This window comes from Salirhabdus salicampi, from assembly GCF_024259515.1.
GTDB classification, from domain to species: Bacteria; Bacillota; Bacilli; order Bacillales; family Alkalibacillaceae; genus Salirhabdus_A; species Salirhabdus_A salicampi.
The window spans coordinates 518,522-534,708 of sequence record NZ_JANBWE010000002.1 but is presented as its reverse complement, the minus strand read 5'-3'; the positions used below and the strand labels follow the sequence as shown (position 1 = coordinate 534,708).

The following is a 16,187-nucleotide window of genomic DNA, read 5'->3' as shown; positions in this document are numbered from 1 at the left end:
TTTACTCCTTTAAAATAGAATTGATGTAAACGTTTGGATCCAACAATTCATTAGCGATAAGTTCTACATGAGGATAGAACCATTCTGCACCAATTCCTAATAATATGGAAAAGATTAGAAGGAAAGCTACAGGTGTAGCAAACTTTCTAGCTAGCGGTTTATTCACTGCCATTTCCTCATCTTTTTCGCCCCATATTCCTCGAATGAAGATCCTCATTAAAGATAGTAAAATTAACAGACTAGAAAACAGTGCAATGATGACTAACGCAAACTCTCCTTGTTCTACACCGCCTTGTATTAACAATAGTTTACCGATGAATCCACTAAATGGTGGGATACCTGCAAGTACTAGTGTTGCAATAAAAAAACTCCATCCTAAAAATGGGTAGTGGTGTATAAATCCTCCCATTTGTTTTAAATTGGATGTACCCATTAAGGCAACGATAGCACCAATAATGAGAAAGAGGGCTGCTTTAATAATAATGTCGTGAATTAAATAATAAACAGAGCCAGCGACTCCTGTCTCTGACAGTAGACCGATACCCAATAACATAAATCCTACAGCAGGAATAATGTTATACGTCACGATGAGCTTTACGTTATGGGTAGATAAAGCACCAATCGCTCCCAGTAACATCGTTAATGCAGCTAACCAAAGGAACAATTGATGTGTTATTTCAGGATCATGTACGAAAATTAAAGTAAACGCACGTAAAATGGAGTAAATCCCAACTTTCGTTAGCAATGCTCCGAATAAGGCAGATACTACCGGATTTGGAACAGCATATGACTTTGGAAGCCAGTAATAAAGCGGAAAAATGGCTGCTTTCGTTGCAAATACAAAAAAGAGTAATACGGCAATCGTTGTTAAGATACCGTGTTGTTCAACGACTTGAACACGTTCTGCAATCTGTGCCATATTTACGGTTCCTACAACCGAATAAATAAAGGCAATTGCTGTGACAAAAAGCATGGAGGAGAATAAGTTCAGCAATACATACTTTAACGATTCACGAAGCTGTACTCTCTCATTTCCTAAGACGATTAGACCATAGGATGCTATCAGTAATACCTCAAAAAAGACGAATAAGTTAAACAAATCCCCTGTTAAAAATGCACCAGCAACCCCAGTTAGAAGGAGAAAGTAAAACGTATAAAAGAAAAAACGTTCCTTCTCTTCTGTTAAGGAAACAGGGGCGTAAAATACACAAGCTGTTGCCACGACATTAATCGCAACTACTAAGGAAATGGCTAACATGTCAGCTACAAATACGATTCCATAAGGCGCTTGCCATGCCCCCATTTCCAATACAACCGTCCCGTATTGGGAAACGTAGTAGGTAATCCATAAGGATACACCTAGACTAATAATGGTTGCAATTTGTGAAAACACGCGTACAATCGTTATGCGTTTGTGAAAGAATGTTGCTAAAATTCCAGCTAAAAACGGAATCACTACTGGTAACACTGCTAAATTACTCATTTTCAGTTCCCCTTAATTCTTCCATATTATCAGTACCGTTAGCTTTTGCAGTTCGATAAGCTAAAACGAGTAACAAACTCGTAACACCAAAGCTTATGACAATCGATGTTAAAATTAGCGCTTGCGGTAACGGGTCAGTATATGATTTCACTCCGTACTCAAGTATAGGAGGTGCTCCTGTTTTCAACTTTCCCATTGTTAAAATAAATAAGTGTGCACCGTGTGAAATGAGCCCCGTACCGATGACAATACGTAATATTTGTTTTTGTAATAAGTTATAAACTCCGGTGGCAAATAAAATACCGGCAAGAATGGACATGATAATCTCCATTATTTGGCCTCCTTATCTCGTCGCAACCGGATCATACTGTAAATGGCTAATGCAGCAACTCCTAATACGGCAATTTCCATTAACGTATCAATCCCTCTGAAATCAACTAAAATGACGTTTACGACGTTGTCTCCGCCCCCAAGATCATGGGCGTTTTCGAGGAAGTAACCAGAAATCGGCTCAAACCAACTACTACTATGCGCACTAATACCGATGAGAGCCATAAATGCACCAAAGGCAATGGCGACAATGCCATTTAACCCTCTTGAAACAGGGTCCCGATCTAACTTCTTTAGCTCTGGTAAGTGATAGAAACAGAGTAAAAACAGTGCAACAGTGACTGTTTCTACAATAAGTTGAGTTAAAGCTAGATCCGGAGCACGGTACATGACAAATAATAACGAAAGACCGTATCCGACAACCCCTAAGATTAATATGGCAGCAATACGACTTTTCGTGAAAATGGTTGCGAGTGCAGCTAGGGCCATTGTAACGGCAACAAGAATTTCTGGTAACGTTACTTCTGCTAAGTTATCTGTTTTGATTGTCATACCTTCTGTGAACCAAAACACGGAAAAACCAACAACTAAAATGGCTATTAAGATATTTCGAACATAATGCTTAACCGATCCTGTCATGTAAAACTCTGTAACAGCCTTTGACCATTCTTCCAGCTTATCAACAATAAAGTCATACACCCGGTTAAAGTTCCATCTACCTGGAAAAACGTCATATACCGGTACCCATTTTTTCATCGTTAAGTAAAGGACCGTTCCGAATACGATAACGGCAATTGACATGAATAATGGCAATTCAAATCCATGCCAGAAGTAAATATTTTTTTCAATCGTTGTATTTGCTACAGTACTTGCTGCATGAGTAAGTAATGGCATATTGACAAGTTTCGGAAACAGTCCAATTGTAATGACACCAACTACTAAAATGATTGGTGAAATGAGCATCCCCCAAGGTGCTTCATGAGGTTTTTGCTCAAGTTCATCTTCTTTATATTTCCCTCTAAATGTACCAAAGAAGAAATACATTGAATAAACGAATGTAAAGATACTACCGAAAACCGCTAACCAAGGAATGGCTGTTTGTAACAATTGCATAAGTTGACCAGTAGCACCCTCAAAATCTAAGGTTGCTTCAAAAAACATTTCTTTACTATAAAAGCCATTTAAGAATGGTAAAGGTACACCGGCCATGGAGAACGCTCCAAAAACAGCTAATGTGGTGGAAATCGGCATAAGAGTCATAAGTCCACCTAGTTTTCGGATATCACGTGTTCCCGTTTCGTGGTCTACAATACCTGCAATCATAAACAAGCTTCCTTTAAAGGTAGCATGGTTTAAAATATGGAACACCGCAGCAAATATCGCTACCTTTGTCCCAAATCCGAACATGGCCATAATCATACCTAATTGACTAATCGTGGAATATGCTAAAATCCCTTTTAAATCAACCTGTCTAACAGCCATAAACGAACCCCAACACAATGTGATAATCCCAATTAAACTAACAACAATAAAGAATGATGGAACACCTGATAGAATTGGAGCAAACTTACCGATTAAAAAGATACCTGCCTTAACCATTGTTGCTGAATGTAAGTAAGCAGATACAGGTGTTGGTGCTTCCATTGCATCTGGTAACCAAATATGGAAAGGAAATTGTGCTGATTTTGTAAATGCACCTAGAAACACAAATATTAAGATTAGCGGAAAGTACGCATGGCCGATAATCAAATCTTTCTGTTCAATCATTTGCTGGATACTAGTTGTTCCGGTTATCGTTGCCAATGTAACGAATCCACCTAACAAACTTAATCCACCAAATACGGTGATCAGCATCGATTTTTGTGCACCATAGCGAGAGCGTTCACGATGATGCCAATATCCGATTAATAAAAAGGAAGAGAAGGATGTTAATTCCCAAAACCCATAAAGCGCAAACACATTATCGGATAAGACTACCCCGAGCATCGCGGCCATAAATAAAAATAAATAAATGTAAAAGTGACCTAAATTTTCGGATTTATGTAAGTAGTAAATGGAGTAAAGGAGTACGAGGGTCCCTATTCCACTTATTAATAATGCGAAAAGTAAGCTAAATCCGTCTAAATAAAAGTCCAAATTCATTTGTAGAGAAGGTACCCATGAATAAGATTGATAAAAGGGCTGAAAATCCTTTCCTACAAATTGTATAAAATAAATGAAAATCGCAAGTGGTATCGGCAGTAAAAACCATCCAGTATGTATGCGTTCTTTCCATCTATTTACAAAAGGAATCATTAGTGTGACCAATAGAGGAACAAATACGGTAAATATCATTTGAGCGAATCCTCCCTTTACTATTTTCGTTTAACACTCTTAACATTTTAACACGAAATAAATATTTCTTTCATTTTATTAAAAAGATAAATTGAAAATCAATTAAAATGTAATAAAAAAGCCTTATTACAAAAGTAATAAGGCTTTACTAATTTAACTGCTACATTTTATTTTATGAGATAACGATCTCCTGTTAATTTCATCTTCAATTAGTTTTATAAATTCTCTACTTAAATTCAATTCTTGAGCTTTTTCATATGATTCTAATAACAGCTCGTCCGATAAATGTTCCATAAGTGCCCGCCGTTTTATTGGCTGCTCACCTCCTGTTTACTACCTACTTAATTACTAGCCATGTTGTGAGCAAATTTCTGTTCTAATCTTAAGGTATTTTTACTCTATCATGAAAAGAAAATGAACACAATGACTCAACTATTCACATGATAATGTGTATAACTTGTGGGTTATTTTGTGTTTTTGAGAGGTAACTATTGGTACATCTATGTTGATAATGTTAATAAAGTTATCCACAAGTCAAAATTTAAGGGAATTTGTCGAAAGGTTTTTGTGCTAAGATTATCTTTCATTACATAAATATAGTTTTTTTGCTAACTACTGAAAAATTATATATCATGTTATAGGTATATATATGAATACAGATGAGGTGACCAACGTTGTTGAAGAGATTCTTACCGAATGAACATGTTCAAACGGTTTTCGACATTAAACCGGAGCATTTAAAGGAAAAAGGAATGAAAGGGATTATTACGGATTTAGATAATACACTTGTCGCTTGGGACCAGGCCGATGCAACACCTGAAATTATTGAATGGTTTACTTTAATGCAAAAGCATGGCATTACTGTTACCATCATATCGAATAATAACGAAGAACGGGTACAATACTTTGCAAAGCCGTTGAACATACCCTTCATATCAAAAGCGAGAAAGCCCCTTGGAGGTGCTTTTAAGTCTGCTTTACAAGAAATGAATTTAGAACCGGAAGAAGTTGTCGTCGTTGGGGATCAATTGTTAACAGATGTTTTAGGCGGAAATATTGCCAATTTGCATACCATTTTAGTTGTACCTGTAGTGGAAACTGATGGGTTTTTTACGAAGTTTAATCGAAGAGTGGAGCGAATACTGTTAAACTGGATGCGGAAAAAAGGAATGATTTCATGGGAGGAAAAGAAATGACGGATATCGTATGTCAAGGGTGCGGGGTTCAAGTTCAAACAGAAAACCCTAATGAAACAGGCTATGCACCAAAATCAGCTTTAGAACGTGATGATATCATTTGTAAACGATGCTTTCGACTAAAGCATTATAATGAAGTGCAAGATGTATCATTAACGGATGATGATTTCTTAAAAATGTTAACAGAAATTGGACAAACGAAGGGTTTAATCGTAAATGTAGTCGATATTTTTGATGTGAACGGAAGCTTTATCCCTGGGTTACATAGGTTTACAGGAAATAACCCAATTGTCTTAATAGGTAACAAGGTGGATCTGCTACCGAAATCAACAAACCATAACAAAGTAAAACAATGGATGAGGGCATCAGCGAAAGAATTAGGCATAAAGGTAGAAGACGTTCATCTAGTTTCAGCGAAGATGGGAATCGGAATGAAAGATGTTATGGGAAAACTGGATTCTTTAAGAAATGGTGAAGATGTCTATATTGTCGGAACAACAAACGTTGGCAAATCTACGTTTATCAATTATTTAATTAAGCAGGCAACTGGTGAAGACGAAGCGATTACGACATCGTATTTCCCTGGGACAACTTTAGGGTTTATAGATATCCCGTTAGAAGATGGAAGTTCGATTTTTGATACACCAGGTATTATCAACCATTACCAAATGGCCCATTATGTATCAGACAAGGATTTAAAAACGATCACGCCGAAAAAAGAGGTGAAACCGAGGACGTATCAATTGAATGCAGAGCAAACATTATATTTTGGTGGGCTAGCCAGGTTAGATTTTGAAAAAGGGGATCGAACACCATTTGTTTGTTATTTCGCTAATGACATTCATATTCATAGAACAAAGTTGGAGAAAGCGGATCAATTATATAAAGAACATCTTGGCGAACTGTTATCACCTCCCAGTGAGGAAACGTTAAACCATTTGCCACCATTGAAACCTCATACTTTTCATATAAAAGAGGGAAAAACGGATATCGTATTTTCCGGATTAGGATGGGTAACAGTCGTTGAAGGTAATATTTCAGTCACAGCGCATATACCTGAAGGAGTGAGAGTTACCTTACGACCGTCATTAATATAAAGGGGGAGTGAATTATGGGGTTGCTTTTGGGCGTAATAGGGAATCCAATTAAACATTCTTTATCACCGTGGATACATGGTCATTTTTTACAACAAACAGGGGAACAAGGAATTTATCGCCCCTTTGATATTGGAGAAGACAAACTGGATCAATCGGTAGACACCTTGCGCTTAATGGGGATAGATGGCTTTAACGTTACAGTCCCGTACAAAGAGAAAATAATGAAGTATGTTGATGAACTAGATAAAAGTGCAAAGGCGGTTCAAGCTGTAAATACCGTTGTACAAAAGGATGGAAAATGGATTGGATACAACACAGACGGTAAAGGCTATGTTCATTCATTACAAATGGAACATCCAAATGTGTTCAGAAATATTAGTAACAGTAAAATACTTCTCATTGGAGCTGGTGGGGCTGCTAAAGGAATTGTAGGGGCTTTGCTAGACAGAGGTTTCCAAAGTATTGATCTAACAAACCGTACAGTTGAAAAGGCTCAAACGTTACTGCAACAATTCAAACTTGAAAAAGATTGTGATGCACTTACATTGCGTGATGCTGAAAAGCGCCTAAATGAGTATGACCTCGTTATTCAAACGACAAAAGTTGGAATGACACCAAATGAGGGCATGCAACCGATAAAGTTGCAAAACATAAGAAAAAACACCATTTTTAGTGACATTGTATACAATCCAATTGAAACAACATTTTTACAAAATGCAAAGTCCCTAGGTGCACAAATTCATCATGGACATGGTATGCTATTATATCAAGCGGCATATGCATACCAGTTATGGACAGGCATTGAAGTAGATCCAAAGTCGCTATTACAACCATTAGAACAGAAACTGAAAGGTGGATCATAATTGTTAACAGGTAAACAGAAACGGTTCTTACGATCAAAAGCACATCACTTAAAACCTATTTTTCAGGTTGGTAAAGGTGGCGTAAATGATAACTTAATTCAACAAGTAAATGAAGCACTGGAGAAAAGAGAGCTAATTAAAGTTAGTGTGTTACAGAACTGCTTAGAGGATAAGGATTCAATTGCTGCAGACATTGTTGAGGGAACGAACGCTCATCTAGTACAAGTCATCGGAAATACAATTGTACTGTATAAGGAGTCTGAAGAGCATAAAGAAATTCAATTACCTTAGGAGTCGATCATAAATATGAAAAAAGTTGGCTTATATGGGGGAACGTTTGACCCGCCACATTTAGGTCACCTAATTATGGCGGAAGAAGTACGGGAACAATTGCAGTTAGATGAGATATGGTTTATTCCTACCGGTGTTCCACCACATAAGGGAGGCGTAGATACGCCGGCTAAACATCGGTTGAAAATGGTAGAGTTATCCATAAAAGGAAATCGACAGTTTCGGATGGAACCGATTGAAGTGAACCGTGAAGGTGTTTCTTATACTGTTGATACGGTAAAAACTTTAAAACAAAAACACCCAGAAGTCGAATTTTATTTTATTATCGGTGCTGACATGGTGGAATATTTATCAAAATGGTATAAAATTGATGACCTTTTGGTAATGGTTCGATTTGTTGGTGTAAACCGTAAGGGTCACCGTTTAAAAAGTGAATATCCCGTCCTTGAAGTTACAATGCCAACAATCGAAATCTCTTCTACGGAAGTGAAAAAACGTTTAAAAGAAGGGCGAACCATATCCTATTTCGTTCCATTTGAAGTGAAGCAGTATATAAGGGAGAACGGGTTATATGGATTTAAATAAAGCATTATCGCTAGTAAAACCAAAATTGAAAGAAGAAAGATATGAACATACTAAGAGAGTGGTAACGACTGCCCTTTCATTGGCGGGCAAGTACAAGGTTGATGAACACAAGGTGATGTTAGCTGCAGCCTTTCATGATTATGCGAAAAATATGCCGAAGGAAGAATTGCGATCGTACATTGAATTAGATGAATGCCTACCCCAACGTTTACTATCATTTCATCATGAACTTTGGCATGGTCCTGTAGGAGCGCAACTTGTAAAACGGGATATCGGAATTACTGATGAAGAAGTACTCACAGCTATACGGTTTCATACGACGGGCAGAGCACAGATGAACGATGTAGAGAAGGTAGTGTTTCTAGCCGACTATATCGAGCCGGGACGAAAATTTCCAGGTATTGATGAAGCAAGAGAAACAGCGGATCGGGACTTAAATAGAGGGTGCTTATATGCACTGAAAAACACCATTACTTTTTTAATCAGTAAAGGACAGCCGATTTACCCAGATACGTTTCATGCTTATAATGACTTATTAAAAACTACGAACAAATAATGGAGGTATGCTGCGAATGAATAGTAAAGAACTTATTAAAATAGCAGCTGAAGCTTGTGACAACAAAAAAGCAGACAATATCGTTGTAATGGATATGGAAAATGTATCATTAATTGCCGATTATTTTCTTATTTGTCACGGAAATACAGAGAGACAAGTTGAAGCCATTGCGAGAGAAGTGAAGGAAAAGGCAGAAGAGAATGAAATTGAAGTAAAACGGATGGAAGGATTGGATCAATCCCGCTGGATTCTTATTGACTTAGATGACGTAATTTGTCATATTTTCCACAAAGAGGAACGTTCATATTACAACCTGGAAAGATTATGGGGCGATGCTCCAGTACTTCCATTAGATCAAGTGTTAACTTTCAGTAAAGAAGGGTAAAACATGGCCAGTTACGAAGATTTCGCGAATGTATACGATATACTGATGGAACATGCACCATATGAAGAGTGGGTTAGATTCACCAGTGAAGTCATAGACCAATTGGGAGTAAAACCAAACCATGTTATTGATCTAGGCTGTGGTACAGGGGAAATAACGATACGTCTAGCAAATCAGTTCGAAGCAGTAACAGGTGTTGACCTATCTGATGAAATGTTAGCAATCGCAGAACAGAAAGCACGTGACCATAAGACAAATATCACATGGTTTCAGCAGGATCTACGTTCTTTCTCTTCCCCTATACAGTATGATCTCGCAGTTAGTTATTGTGATGTTTTAAATTATATAACTGATGAAAATGACATTAAGGACACATTCCGCAATGTTTATAAAAGTTTAAATAACAGAGGCGTTTTTATCTTTGATGTACACTCGCCACAATATGTTAATGAAATCTTAGCAAACCAAACGTTTGCAGAAGTGCGCAATCATGTATCTTATATATGGTTTTGTGATCAAGTTGAAAAAAATCACGTAACACACGACTTAACCTTTTTTGTTCAGTCGGATGGTGAGGATTACAAACGGTTTGACGAGTTTCATGAACAAAAAACATTTGAGATAAACACATATCGAAATTGGCTATTACAATGTGGATTCCAAGTTGAAAGGATTTACGCTGATTTTTCATTGTCTAAACCAATCCACGATGAAGCCGATCGACTTTTCTTTGTATGTACAAAAAAGGAGGAAGCATAAAATTGCTCCCTCCTTTTTAGCAGGATTTTCGAACGATATATCGTAATAATATTATAATTGATCAGCAATTTTTTCTTTATCTTCATCAAACTTACGATGTGTTGCTTCGAACAAATGGTGAAATATCTCACCTAATTCTTCCTCTAAGACTTTTAAACCTTCCCCAGTGACTCCACCTTTAACTGTAACTTTTTGTTGCAGACTTTCCAACGAATAGTGACCGTTTTCTATTAATTTTCCGAACCCAACAATCATCTTTTCCGCTAAAAGAATCCCGTCTTCTTTATTTAATTGTGTAACATCTGAGGCAGCATTTACAAATGCTTGTAATAAATAACTAAAAAAAGCCGGTCCACAAGAAACAATATCTGACGTTACACGTGTAGTAGCTTCTTCAATTTCCACTGGTACAGAAAATAATTTACAACTCTGTATTAAGTAACCCTTCATCGGTTCCTCTATTTTTTTTCCAAAGGTAAGTAACGATACACCATGTAAACTTCGATTAATGATACTAGGAATGATTCTGGCTGTTTGACATGGAACTAGCTGATCTAGTTGTTCAACAGAGATCGGACTTGTAATGGATACTACACATTGCTTTTCGCTCATATGTGGTGATAACCGATTTAATAAAGGGACGATTTCTAGCGGTTTTACACAAATATAAATAACATCGCTTTTTTGCACAACCTTTTCAGCTGTGGAACAAACATTTATATCATGATAATCCTCTTTTATGTTATAAGCTTTGGATAATGTTCGGTTATGGATCCAAAGATCAGAAGCAAATATCGCATTACTGTTAAGCCAAGCATCAATTAAAACTCTTCCCATATTTCCTGTTCCAATAACACCCCACTGCATCTCTTTCCCCTCCTTTGCACCTAGCTCTTCTTAATATGTATGTAGCATTTTTTATGAATATGAAAGGATGGAAGTGATGATGAAGAAAGATATTGTATTGAAATTGGCCGCTCTCTTTGTGTTGGCATTGTTTATCATTTCTTCCCTTATCGAAAATCAAGGGAGATCGTATTCATTGGAAGAAACGAATGATCGTAGTAACGCCGAAGAAATTAGCGACAAACAAGACGTTAATGATAAGAGCCCTGATGTTCATCATGTTATTGATATAAAAGGGGCTGTTAAAAAACCAGGGGTTTACAAATTAAAGTCGGGAGCAAGAGTGGTAGATGCCATCGAAAAAGCAGGAGGATTTACAAGTGAGGCTGAACCCCTTTCGGTTAATTTAGCCGAAAAAGTGTATGATGAAATGGTCATAATTGTTAGGAGCAAAGAAGAACTAGAACTGGAAGGACGTATTCATATACACTCTAATGAACAGGATAAAGTACGACTAAATCGAGCTTCTATTTCAGAAATTGAAACATTGCCTGGAATCGGCCCAGCTAAGGCTGAAGCCATTTTTCGATATCGTGAGGAACATGGGCCATTTCATAGTGAACAAGATCTCGTAAACGTATCTGGAATAGGTAAGAAAACAGTTGAACGCTTACGGGACTTCGTTATTATTCCGTAATCGATATTGACGAAATTTGTCTTGTTTCGGTAAACTTTTCATACAACAGAAAAGAAGGTGATAAGATGGGTGAACGGATTTCTTGGGATCAATATTTTATGGCGCAAAGTCATTTATTAGCATTGCGTAGTACGTGCGAAAGATTAAAAGTAGGCGCTACAATCGTGCGGGACAAGCGTATAATTGCGGGTGGTTACAATGGTAGTGTTTCAGGAGGAGTTCACTGTATTGAAGAAGGCTGTTATGTGATTGACGGGCATTGCGTTCGCACTGTACATGCGGAAATGAATGCATTACTCCAATGTGCTAAATTTGGGGTTGCAACTGAAGGTGCTGAAATATATGTAACACATTTCCCTTGTTTACAGTGTTGTAAATCCATCATTCAAAGTGGTATTACAACTGTATATTATGCAACCGATTATCGAAACCATCCATACGCTTTAGAATTATTTAAAGATGCGGGAGTTCATGTCGAAAAGGTGGAGCTGTCATATTTAACTGTTGATACGAACCCACTGGAGAAAATGAAGTTTATTTCGGAATTGTTTCATAAGCTGGAAGAAGCGAATGTAGAAGATATTGAATTAAAACAACTTCATGAGAAAGCGAATGCACTTTTTACGACATTAGATTAGTTTAGGTGTTTCATGTGAAGGGAAAATGGCATTATATTGTAATCGTTGCCTTTTTTGCTTACTGGAATGTGAACTCCCTATTTTGGCTAGGAACTAGTATTTTTGGAATTGTTCTTTTAACGGGCCTGTATTCGAATCGGGTCTCTTCCCTGTTTTTATTCGTTTGTACACTTTCTTTTGTTTTTTTTAGTTATTACGCTCCAGCTATAGCCACAAATAAACCTGTTATAGCTGGGGACGTAATAAAAGGCATTGTTGTGTCAACGGTAAAAGAGTCTCATCATTCTTTCCTTTTTACGATAAAAGAGAAGGTAAGTAACGAACATGTCATCGTTTACGTACCAAAACCAACTCAGCGAAGAGGGATGTTTCAACATGGTGCTCAATGTACCGTAAAGGGTACATATGAAAAACCAACTAGAGCGAGAAACCCAGGAAACTTTGATTATCGTCAATATTTAAAGAAAGAAGGTATCTCTTACGTGATGCGGGTGCAAAACGATGACGATATCGTTTGTACGGGCCAATCTCGGGTCGCTTCCATTCTTACTGTTCGGGAGTGGATAATGGCATCACTTGAGGCCAAACTTACCGTTGATTCGTTTGCTTGGGTAAATGCGTTAATATTCGGTGAAGATGAAAATGTAAGTGATGACATCATACTCACCTTCCGACAATGGGGACTTTCCCATCTGTTAGCTATTTCCGGCCTTCATGTTGGTCTCATAACATATACGACCTATTTGTTCTTTACGCGCTTTTGTCTAGTAAGTAAAGAATCGACCTCAATCATCCTCATCATTTTCTTGCCTTTCTATGCAATACTAGCAGGAGCAGACCCGCCTGTATTACGTGCAACGATTATGACGGTTACGTTTCTGTTTGGAAATCTTATGAATAAAAAGTGGCTGACCTCAGACATTGTAAGCTTTGCTGCAATTGTTATGATATTAAGTGATAAATATGCTCCTTATAGCCTAAGCTTTCAATTTTCCTTCCTCGTTACGTTTACTTTACTACTATCAAAGACCCTGTTTCTTAAATCACCGTTTTGGAATGTATTAAACATTAGCTTTATATGCTATTTTGCGGTTATCCCTCTCCAACTTAACGTGTTTTATTTTCTTCAACCGTTATCATTGTTTGCCAACTTGCTTATCGTTCCTTATTTTTCTTTTTTTGTTATTCCTGCAACTTTACTAAGTGTTCTTCTTGCCCTTTTTCCACTTCACCCCATATCAGAAGCGCTATTGTCTATTCATCATTTCATGATCACAGAAGTTGCACTTCCAGTTTTACAACAGGTTGATTTTACTTGGGTGATCGGGCAAATCTCCCCCGTGAGTATGATTTTTTACTATTGTACCTTTGTTACTTTTATGCGGAATTGGGAACGTGAAAAACGAAGAAGCACGTTTCTTTTCGGTGTCGTGATTGTACTCATCCTAATTATTGAAGCACTACAACCATATTTTGACCGCCACGGGTATGTAACGATGCTTGATGTCGGTCAAGGGGACACGATCGTCATTGAACTTCCTTATCGAAAAAGTGTCATGCTTATAGATACTGCCAATACCACTCCGAGTGAACAGCCCTATGGGACAGGTGAACAAGTCATTCAACCGTTCCTATGGTCACGGGGAATTCAAAAGGTCGATCATGTTATCATCACACATTTTGATGAAGATCACGTCGGGAGTTTACCATTTATTTTACGTCAATTTAAGGTGGAAAATGTGTACACACACCCGACTGTCCCTGAACAGTGGGAAAAGGTACTAATGAATGTGAATCATGAAAAAGTGAAAGCGAATATGGACTTAGTTGTTGAAGATATTCGATTTGAAATTCTACATCCTAATGATGACGAGTCATATGAGGAAAATGACCGTTCCGTTGTCATTAGCGCTTTGTTAGGCGGCCAAACATTTCTTTTGACTGGAGATATTGGCTTTACTGTGGAAGAAGAGTTGATGGAACGGTATCCAAGTCTAACAGTTGATGTATTAAAGGTTGCACATCATGGGAGTAAATATTCCACCTCGGAAAAGTGGATAAAACAAGTCAATCCAAAAGTTGCCTTAATCTCTGTAGGGAGGGGGAATCGGTATGGTCACCCTTCAGAGGAGGTGCTTGCCCGTTTAAAGAATGCAGGTGTGGAAGTGTTTCGAACGGATGAAAATGGTGCAATTATGTATAAATTTACTGAGAAGGAAGGAACATTTTATCCTTTTTACCCATAAGATACGTTAGATGAAAAAAGAGAGACTGTAGATACAGTCTCTCTTTATGTAACGTACTTATTATAGGGTGAACATTTCAAAAATTGTTCCAATAAAGAAGATAAGCATAAAGAAAATAAACGCTGAGAAAAATCCTTTAACGGAATCAACTACATCGTGGTTTTCTGATTGAACTTCTTTTTCAAATTCGTTCACGACTACCCCTCCTATATCTTTCATTAGTATACGTGATTCCGAAAAAAAAATCTATATGTTTGCCAATTTTTCATAAATCCTTACCATATCCTTCTTTGTCAAGACTTAACACATATAATATCCCCCATTTCTAGACACCATAAAAATGAAACGAACATCGTTGGAAATACAGATTCCCGGGGCTGCATTTCCAACGTTCATATAGATTTGGGGGGGATGGTTTTCCATTCCCCTCTTGATTTACATAAGAAAAAAACTTGTCCTTTTTTCTCATCCGATTTACGATAAAGGTATCAAGAAATGGGGTGAACATATGTCATATGTAAGTGCAGTTAAAGAACTGAAAAAAAGTTCAATTGCACCCGTATATTTATTATTTGGTAATGATTCATTTTTAATACAAGATTTTCAAAAAAGGGTAATCCGCTATACATTAGGAGAAGAAATAGATGATATGAACTTATCAATAGAAGATTTAGATGATACTCCGATTCAAGAGGCATTACTTGATGCGGAAACCATTCCTTTTATAAGTGAACGAAAGGTACTGGTCATAAAAAATGCTGCAATCTTTAAAGCGAAACCTGATAAAACGAAGGTAGAGCATGATACAAAGCATTTGGAAGCCTACTTGCAAAACCCAGTAGATCATACGGTTATTATATTTGTTGCACCGTATGAAAAAATTGATGAACGGAAAAAAATCGTGAAATTATTAAAAAATAGTGGCAAGGTTGTTCACTGTGAACAACCAAAAGAAAAGGATTTAAGCCAATGGGTAAACATGATTTGTAACAATCTGGATATACATATGGATCATGATGCGATGAATGTTTTAATGGAAGAAGTAGGAACCAACTTATTTGCCATAAAACAGGAGTTAGAAAAGGTTTCTTTGTATGCAGGCGATGAGAAACAGATTACAAAAGATATGGTCGAAAGTATCGTATCACAACACGGGGAAACGTCAGCCTTTAAAATGGTTGATGCTGTTTTGAACCAAAAGTTAGAAAAGGCCATTACCTTGTTTAAAGACTTGATGAAACAAAATGAGGAACCAATTGCCTTGTTAGCTCTTTTTGCCTCACAGCTTCGTTTAATATTGCAATGTAAACTGCTTAAAAGACAAGGTTATACCCGTCAACAAATTGCTAGTCAAGTGAAGGTACATCCGTTTGCTGTAAAAATGGCGATGCAACGGGAGTCATATTTTACTCAACAACAATTATATGAAATTATGCAGCTGTTAACGGAAGCGGATGAACAAATGAAAAAAGGGCAAATGGAGAAACAACTAGCCTTTGAAATTCTCTTATACCGTATTACGGAATTGCGAAAAAGGAAATGATAAATAAACAAAAAACGATCCATTTAGGATCGTTTTTTCTCATTACGCGTTAAGTTTGTTTACTTTTTTTGAAAGGTTGGATTTCTTACGATCTCCGTTATTTTTATGAAGAAGCCCTTTTTGTACAGCTTTATCAATCTTTTTTACAGCTACTTGTAATTCAGACTTTGCTGTTTCAGCATTGTTTTGAGCTACAAGGCTTTCTACGCGCTTAACGGCTGAACGCATTTCAGCTTTAACAGACTGGTTACGTCCGCGATTGTCGTCATTCTTTTTCACACGTTTAATTGCAGATTTAATGTTTGGCATGTTTTTCACCTCCTGAAAGCAGTGCACTT

At 37.2% G+C, this 16,187-nt stretch carries 19 protein-coding genes; 12 read left to right on the top strand and 7 right to left on the bottom strand.

What is annotated here, in order from left to right:
* Position 1 precedes the first annotated feature (1 nt).
* The 4 genes from NLW78_RS08840 to NLW78_RS08825 form a co-directional block, all read right to left on the bottom strand.
* Positions 2–1,483: a Na+/H+ antiporter subunit D gene (locus NLW78_RS08840; protein ID WP_254496684.1), complete on the bottom strand. Its 1,482-nt coding sequence runs from the start codon at positions 1,481–1,483 to the stop codon at positions 2–4.
* On the bottom strand, positions 1,476–1,814 hold the full coding sequence (locus NLW78_RS08835; protein WP_254496683.1) for a Na(+)/H(+) antiporter subunit C: 339 nt from the start codon (positions 1,812–1,814) through the stop codon (positions 1,476–1,478). Before NLW78_RS08835 ends, NLW78_RS08840 begins: the two co-directional genes overlap by 8 nt.
* Entirely contained in the window at positions 1,814–4,147 is a 2,334-nt protein-coding gene (locus NLW78_RS08830) for a Na+/H+ antiporter subunit A (protein WP_254496682.1), read from the bottom strand. Before NLW78_RS08830 ends, NLW78_RS08835 begins: the two co-directional genes overlap by 1 nt.
* A 153-nt stretch (positions 4,148–4,300) precedes the next feature.
* A complete protein-coding gene (locus NLW78_RS08825; RefSeq protein WP_254496681.1) occupies positions 4,301–4,441 on the bottom strand; it encodes a sporulation histidine kinase inhibitor Sda in 141 nt (46 codons plus the stop codon).
* 380 nt (positions 4,442–4,821) lie between these two features.
* On the opposite strand from NLW78_RS08825, the gene NLW78_RS08820 reads away from it, so the two are divergent.
* From NLW78_RS08820 to NLW78_RS08785, 8 genes are read left to right on the top strand one after another with little or no spacing between them, the layout of a single operon-like run.
* A complete protein-coding gene (locus tag NLW78_RS08820; RefSeq protein ID WP_254496680.1) occupies positions 4,822–5,343 on the top strand; it encodes a YqeG family HAD IIIA-type phosphatase in 522 nt (173 codons plus the stop codon).
* A complete protein-coding gene (yqeH, locus tag NLW78_RS08815) occupies positions 5,340–6,440 on the top strand; it encodes a ribosome biogenesis GTPase YqeH (protein ID WP_254496679.1) in 1,101 nt (366 codons plus the stop codon). The genes NLW78_RS08820 and yqeH overlap by 4 nt, the downstream gene beginning before the upstream one ends.
* 14 nt (positions 6,441–6,454) lie before the next feature.
* A complete protein-coding gene (gene aroE, locus NLW78_RS08810; RefSeq protein WP_254496678.1) occupies positions 6,455–7,303 on the top strand; it encodes a shikimate dehydrogenase in 849 nt (282 codons plus the stop codon).
* Positions 7,304–7,594: a ribosome assembly RNA-binding protein YhbY gene (yhbY, locus tag NLW78_RS08805; protein ID WP_254496677.1), complete on the top strand. Its 291-nt coding sequence runs from the start codon at positions 7,304–7,306 to the stop codon at positions 7,592–7,594.
* 15 nt (positions 7,595–7,609) lie between these two features.
* A complete protein-coding gene (locus tag NLW78_RS08800) occupies positions 7,610–8,179 on the top strand; it encodes a nicotinate-nucleotide adenylyltransferase (protein WP_254496676.1) in 570 nt (189 codons plus the stop codon).
* Positions 8,166–8,735, top strand: coding sequence for a bis(5'-nucleosyl)-tetraphosphatase (symmetrical) YqeK (gene yqeK / locus NLW78_RS08795; RefSeq protein WP_254496675.1), 570 nt, complete (start codon positions 8,166–8,168; stop codon positions 8,733–8,735). The genes NLW78_RS08800 and yqeK overlap by 14 nt, the downstream gene beginning before the upstream one ends.
* Positions 8,736–8,751: 16 nt before the next feature.
* On the top strand, positions 8,752–9,120 hold the full coding sequence (rsfS, locus tag NLW78_RS08790) for a ribosome silencing factor (RefSeq protein ID WP_254496674.1): 369 nt from the start codon (positions 8,752–8,754) through the stop codon (positions 9,118–9,120).
* Between the two features lie 3 nt (positions 9,121–9,123).
* The gene (locus NLW78_RS08785) at positions 9,124–9,879 is read left to right on the top strand and encodes a class I SAM-dependent DNA methyltransferase (protein WP_254496673.1); all 756 of its coding nucleotides are present in this window, start codon (positions 9,124–9,126) and stop codon (positions 9,877–9,879) included.
* Between the two features lie 51 nt (positions 9,880–9,930).
* Here the strand turns inward: NLW78_RS08785 and comER are convergent, their stop codons facing one another.
* Entirely contained in the window at positions 9,931–10,746 is an 816-nt protein-coding gene (gene comER, locus NLW78_RS08780; protein WP_254496672.1) for a late competence protein ComER, read from the bottom strand.
* Positions 10,747–10,825: 79 nt separating this feature from the next.
* Here comER and NLW78_RS08775 point away from each other — a divergent pair, with 79 nt between their 5' ends.
* The 3 genes from NLW78_RS08775 to NLW78_RS08765 all read left to right on the top strand — a co-directional run bounded on the left by NLW78_RS08775 (position 10,826) and on the right by NLW78_RS08765 (position 14,306).
* Positions 10,826–11,422, top strand: coding sequence for a helix-hairpin-helix domain-containing protein (locus tag NLW78_RS08775; protein WP_254496671.1), 597 nt, complete (start codon positions 10,826–10,828; stop codon positions 11,420–11,422).
* Positions 11,423–11,487: 65 nt separating this feature from the next.
* A complete protein-coding gene (locus tag NLW78_RS08770; protein WP_254496670.1) occupies positions 11,488–12,060 on the top strand; it encodes a ComE operon protein 2 in 573 nt (190 codons plus the stop codon).
* 14 nt (positions 12,061–12,074) lie between these two features.
* The gene (locus tag NLW78_RS08765) at positions 12,075–14,306 is read left to right on the top strand and encodes a DNA internalization-related competence protein ComEC/Rec2 (protein ID WP_254496669.1); all 2,232 of its coding nucleotides are present in this window, start codon (positions 12,075–12,077) and stop codon (positions 14,304–14,306) included.
* Positions 14,307–14,366: 60 nt separating this feature from the next.
* On the opposite strand, the gene NLW78_RS08760 is transcribed toward NLW78_RS08765, so the two are convergent.
* The gene (locus NLW78_RS08760) at positions 14,367–14,501 is read right to left on the bottom strand and encodes a YqzM family protein (protein WP_254496668.1); all 135 of its coding nucleotides are present in this window, start codon (positions 14,499–14,501) and stop codon (positions 14,367–14,369) included.
* A 313-nt stretch (positions 14,502–14,814) separates the two neighbouring features.
* Between NLW78_RS08760 and holA the strand changes: the two genes are divergently transcribed.
* Complete coding sequence (gene holA / locus NLW78_RS08755; protein ID WP_254496667.1) at positions 14,815–15,849, top strand: DNA polymerase III subunit delta; 1,035 nt, start codon at positions 14,815–14,817, stop codon at positions 15,847–15,849.
* Between the two features lie 42 nt (positions 15,850–15,891).
* Here holA and rpsT read toward each other — a convergent pair whose 3' ends face one another.
* On the bottom strand, positions 15,892–16,158 hold the full coding sequence (gene rpsT, locus NLW78_RS08750; protein WP_254496666.1) for a 30S ribosomal protein S20: 267 nt from the start codon (positions 16,156–16,158) through the stop codon (positions 15,892–15,894).
* Between the last annotated feature and the right edge of the window lie 29 nt (positions 16,159–16,187).

What these genes read in the sequence shown, in the direction of transcription:
- NLW78_RS08840 (WP_254496684.1), bottom strand. Translation starts at nt 1,483, where the DNA reads ATGAGTAATTTAGCAGTGTTACCAGTAGTGATTCCGTTTTTAGCTGGA.
- NLW78_RS08835 (WP_254496683.1), bottom strand. Translation starts at nt 1,814, where the DNA reads ATGGAGATTATCATGTCCATTCTTGCCGGTATTTTATTTGCCACCGGA.
- NLW78_RS08830 (WP_254496682.1), bottom strand. Translation starts at nt 4,147, where the DNA reads ATGATATTTACCGTATTTGTTCCTCTATTGGTCACACTAATGATTCCT.
- NLW78_RS08825 (WP_254496681.1), bottom strand. Translation starts at nt 4,441, where the DNA reads ATGGAACATTTATCGGACGAGCTGTTATTAGAATCATATGAAAAAGCT.
- yqeH (WP_254496679.1), top strand. Translation starts at nt 5,340, where the DNA reads ATGACGGATATCGTATGTCAAGGGTGCGGGGTTCAAGTTCAAACAGAA.
- aroE (WP_254496678.1), top strand. Translation starts at nt 6,455, where the DNA reads ATGGGGTTGCTTTTGGGCGTAATAGGGAATCCAATTAAACATTCTTTA.
- NLW78_RS08800 (WP_254496676.1), top strand. Translation starts at nt 7,610, where the DNA reads ATGAAAAAAGTTGGCTTATATGGGGGAACGTTTGACCCGCCACATTTA.
- yqeK (WP_254496675.1), top strand. Translation starts at nt 8,166, where the DNA reads ATGGATTTAAATAAAGCATTATCGCTAGTAAAACCAAAATTGAAAGAA.
- rsfS (WP_254496674.1), top strand. Translation starts at nt 8,752, where the DNA reads ATGAATAGTAAAGAACTTATTAAAATAGCAGCTGAAGCTTGTGACAAC.
- NLW78_RS08785 (WP_254496673.1), top strand. Translation starts at nt 9,124, where the DNA reads ATGGCCAGTTACGAAGATTTCGCGAATGTATACGATATACTGATGGAA.
- comER (WP_254496672.1), bottom strand. Translation starts at nt 10,746, where the DNA reads ATGCAGTGGGGTGTTATTGGAACAGGAAATATGGGAAGAGTTTTAATT.
- NLW78_RS08775 (WP_254496671.1), top strand. Translation starts at nt 10,826, where the DNA reads ATGAAGAAAGATATTGTATTGAAATTGGCCGCTCTCTTTGTGTTGGCA.
- NLW78_RS08770 (WP_254496670.1), top strand. Translation starts at nt 11,488, where the DNA reads ATGGGTGAACGGATTTCTTGGGATCAATATTTTATGGCGCAAAGTCAT.
- holA (WP_254496667.1), top strand. Translation starts at nt 14,815, where the DNA reads ATGTCATATGTAAGTGCAGTTAAAGAACTGAAAAAAAGTTCAATTGCA.
- rpsT (WP_254496666.1), bottom strand. Translation starts at nt 16,158, where the DNA reads ATGCCAAACATTAAATCTGCAATTAAACGTGTGAAAAAGAATGACGAC.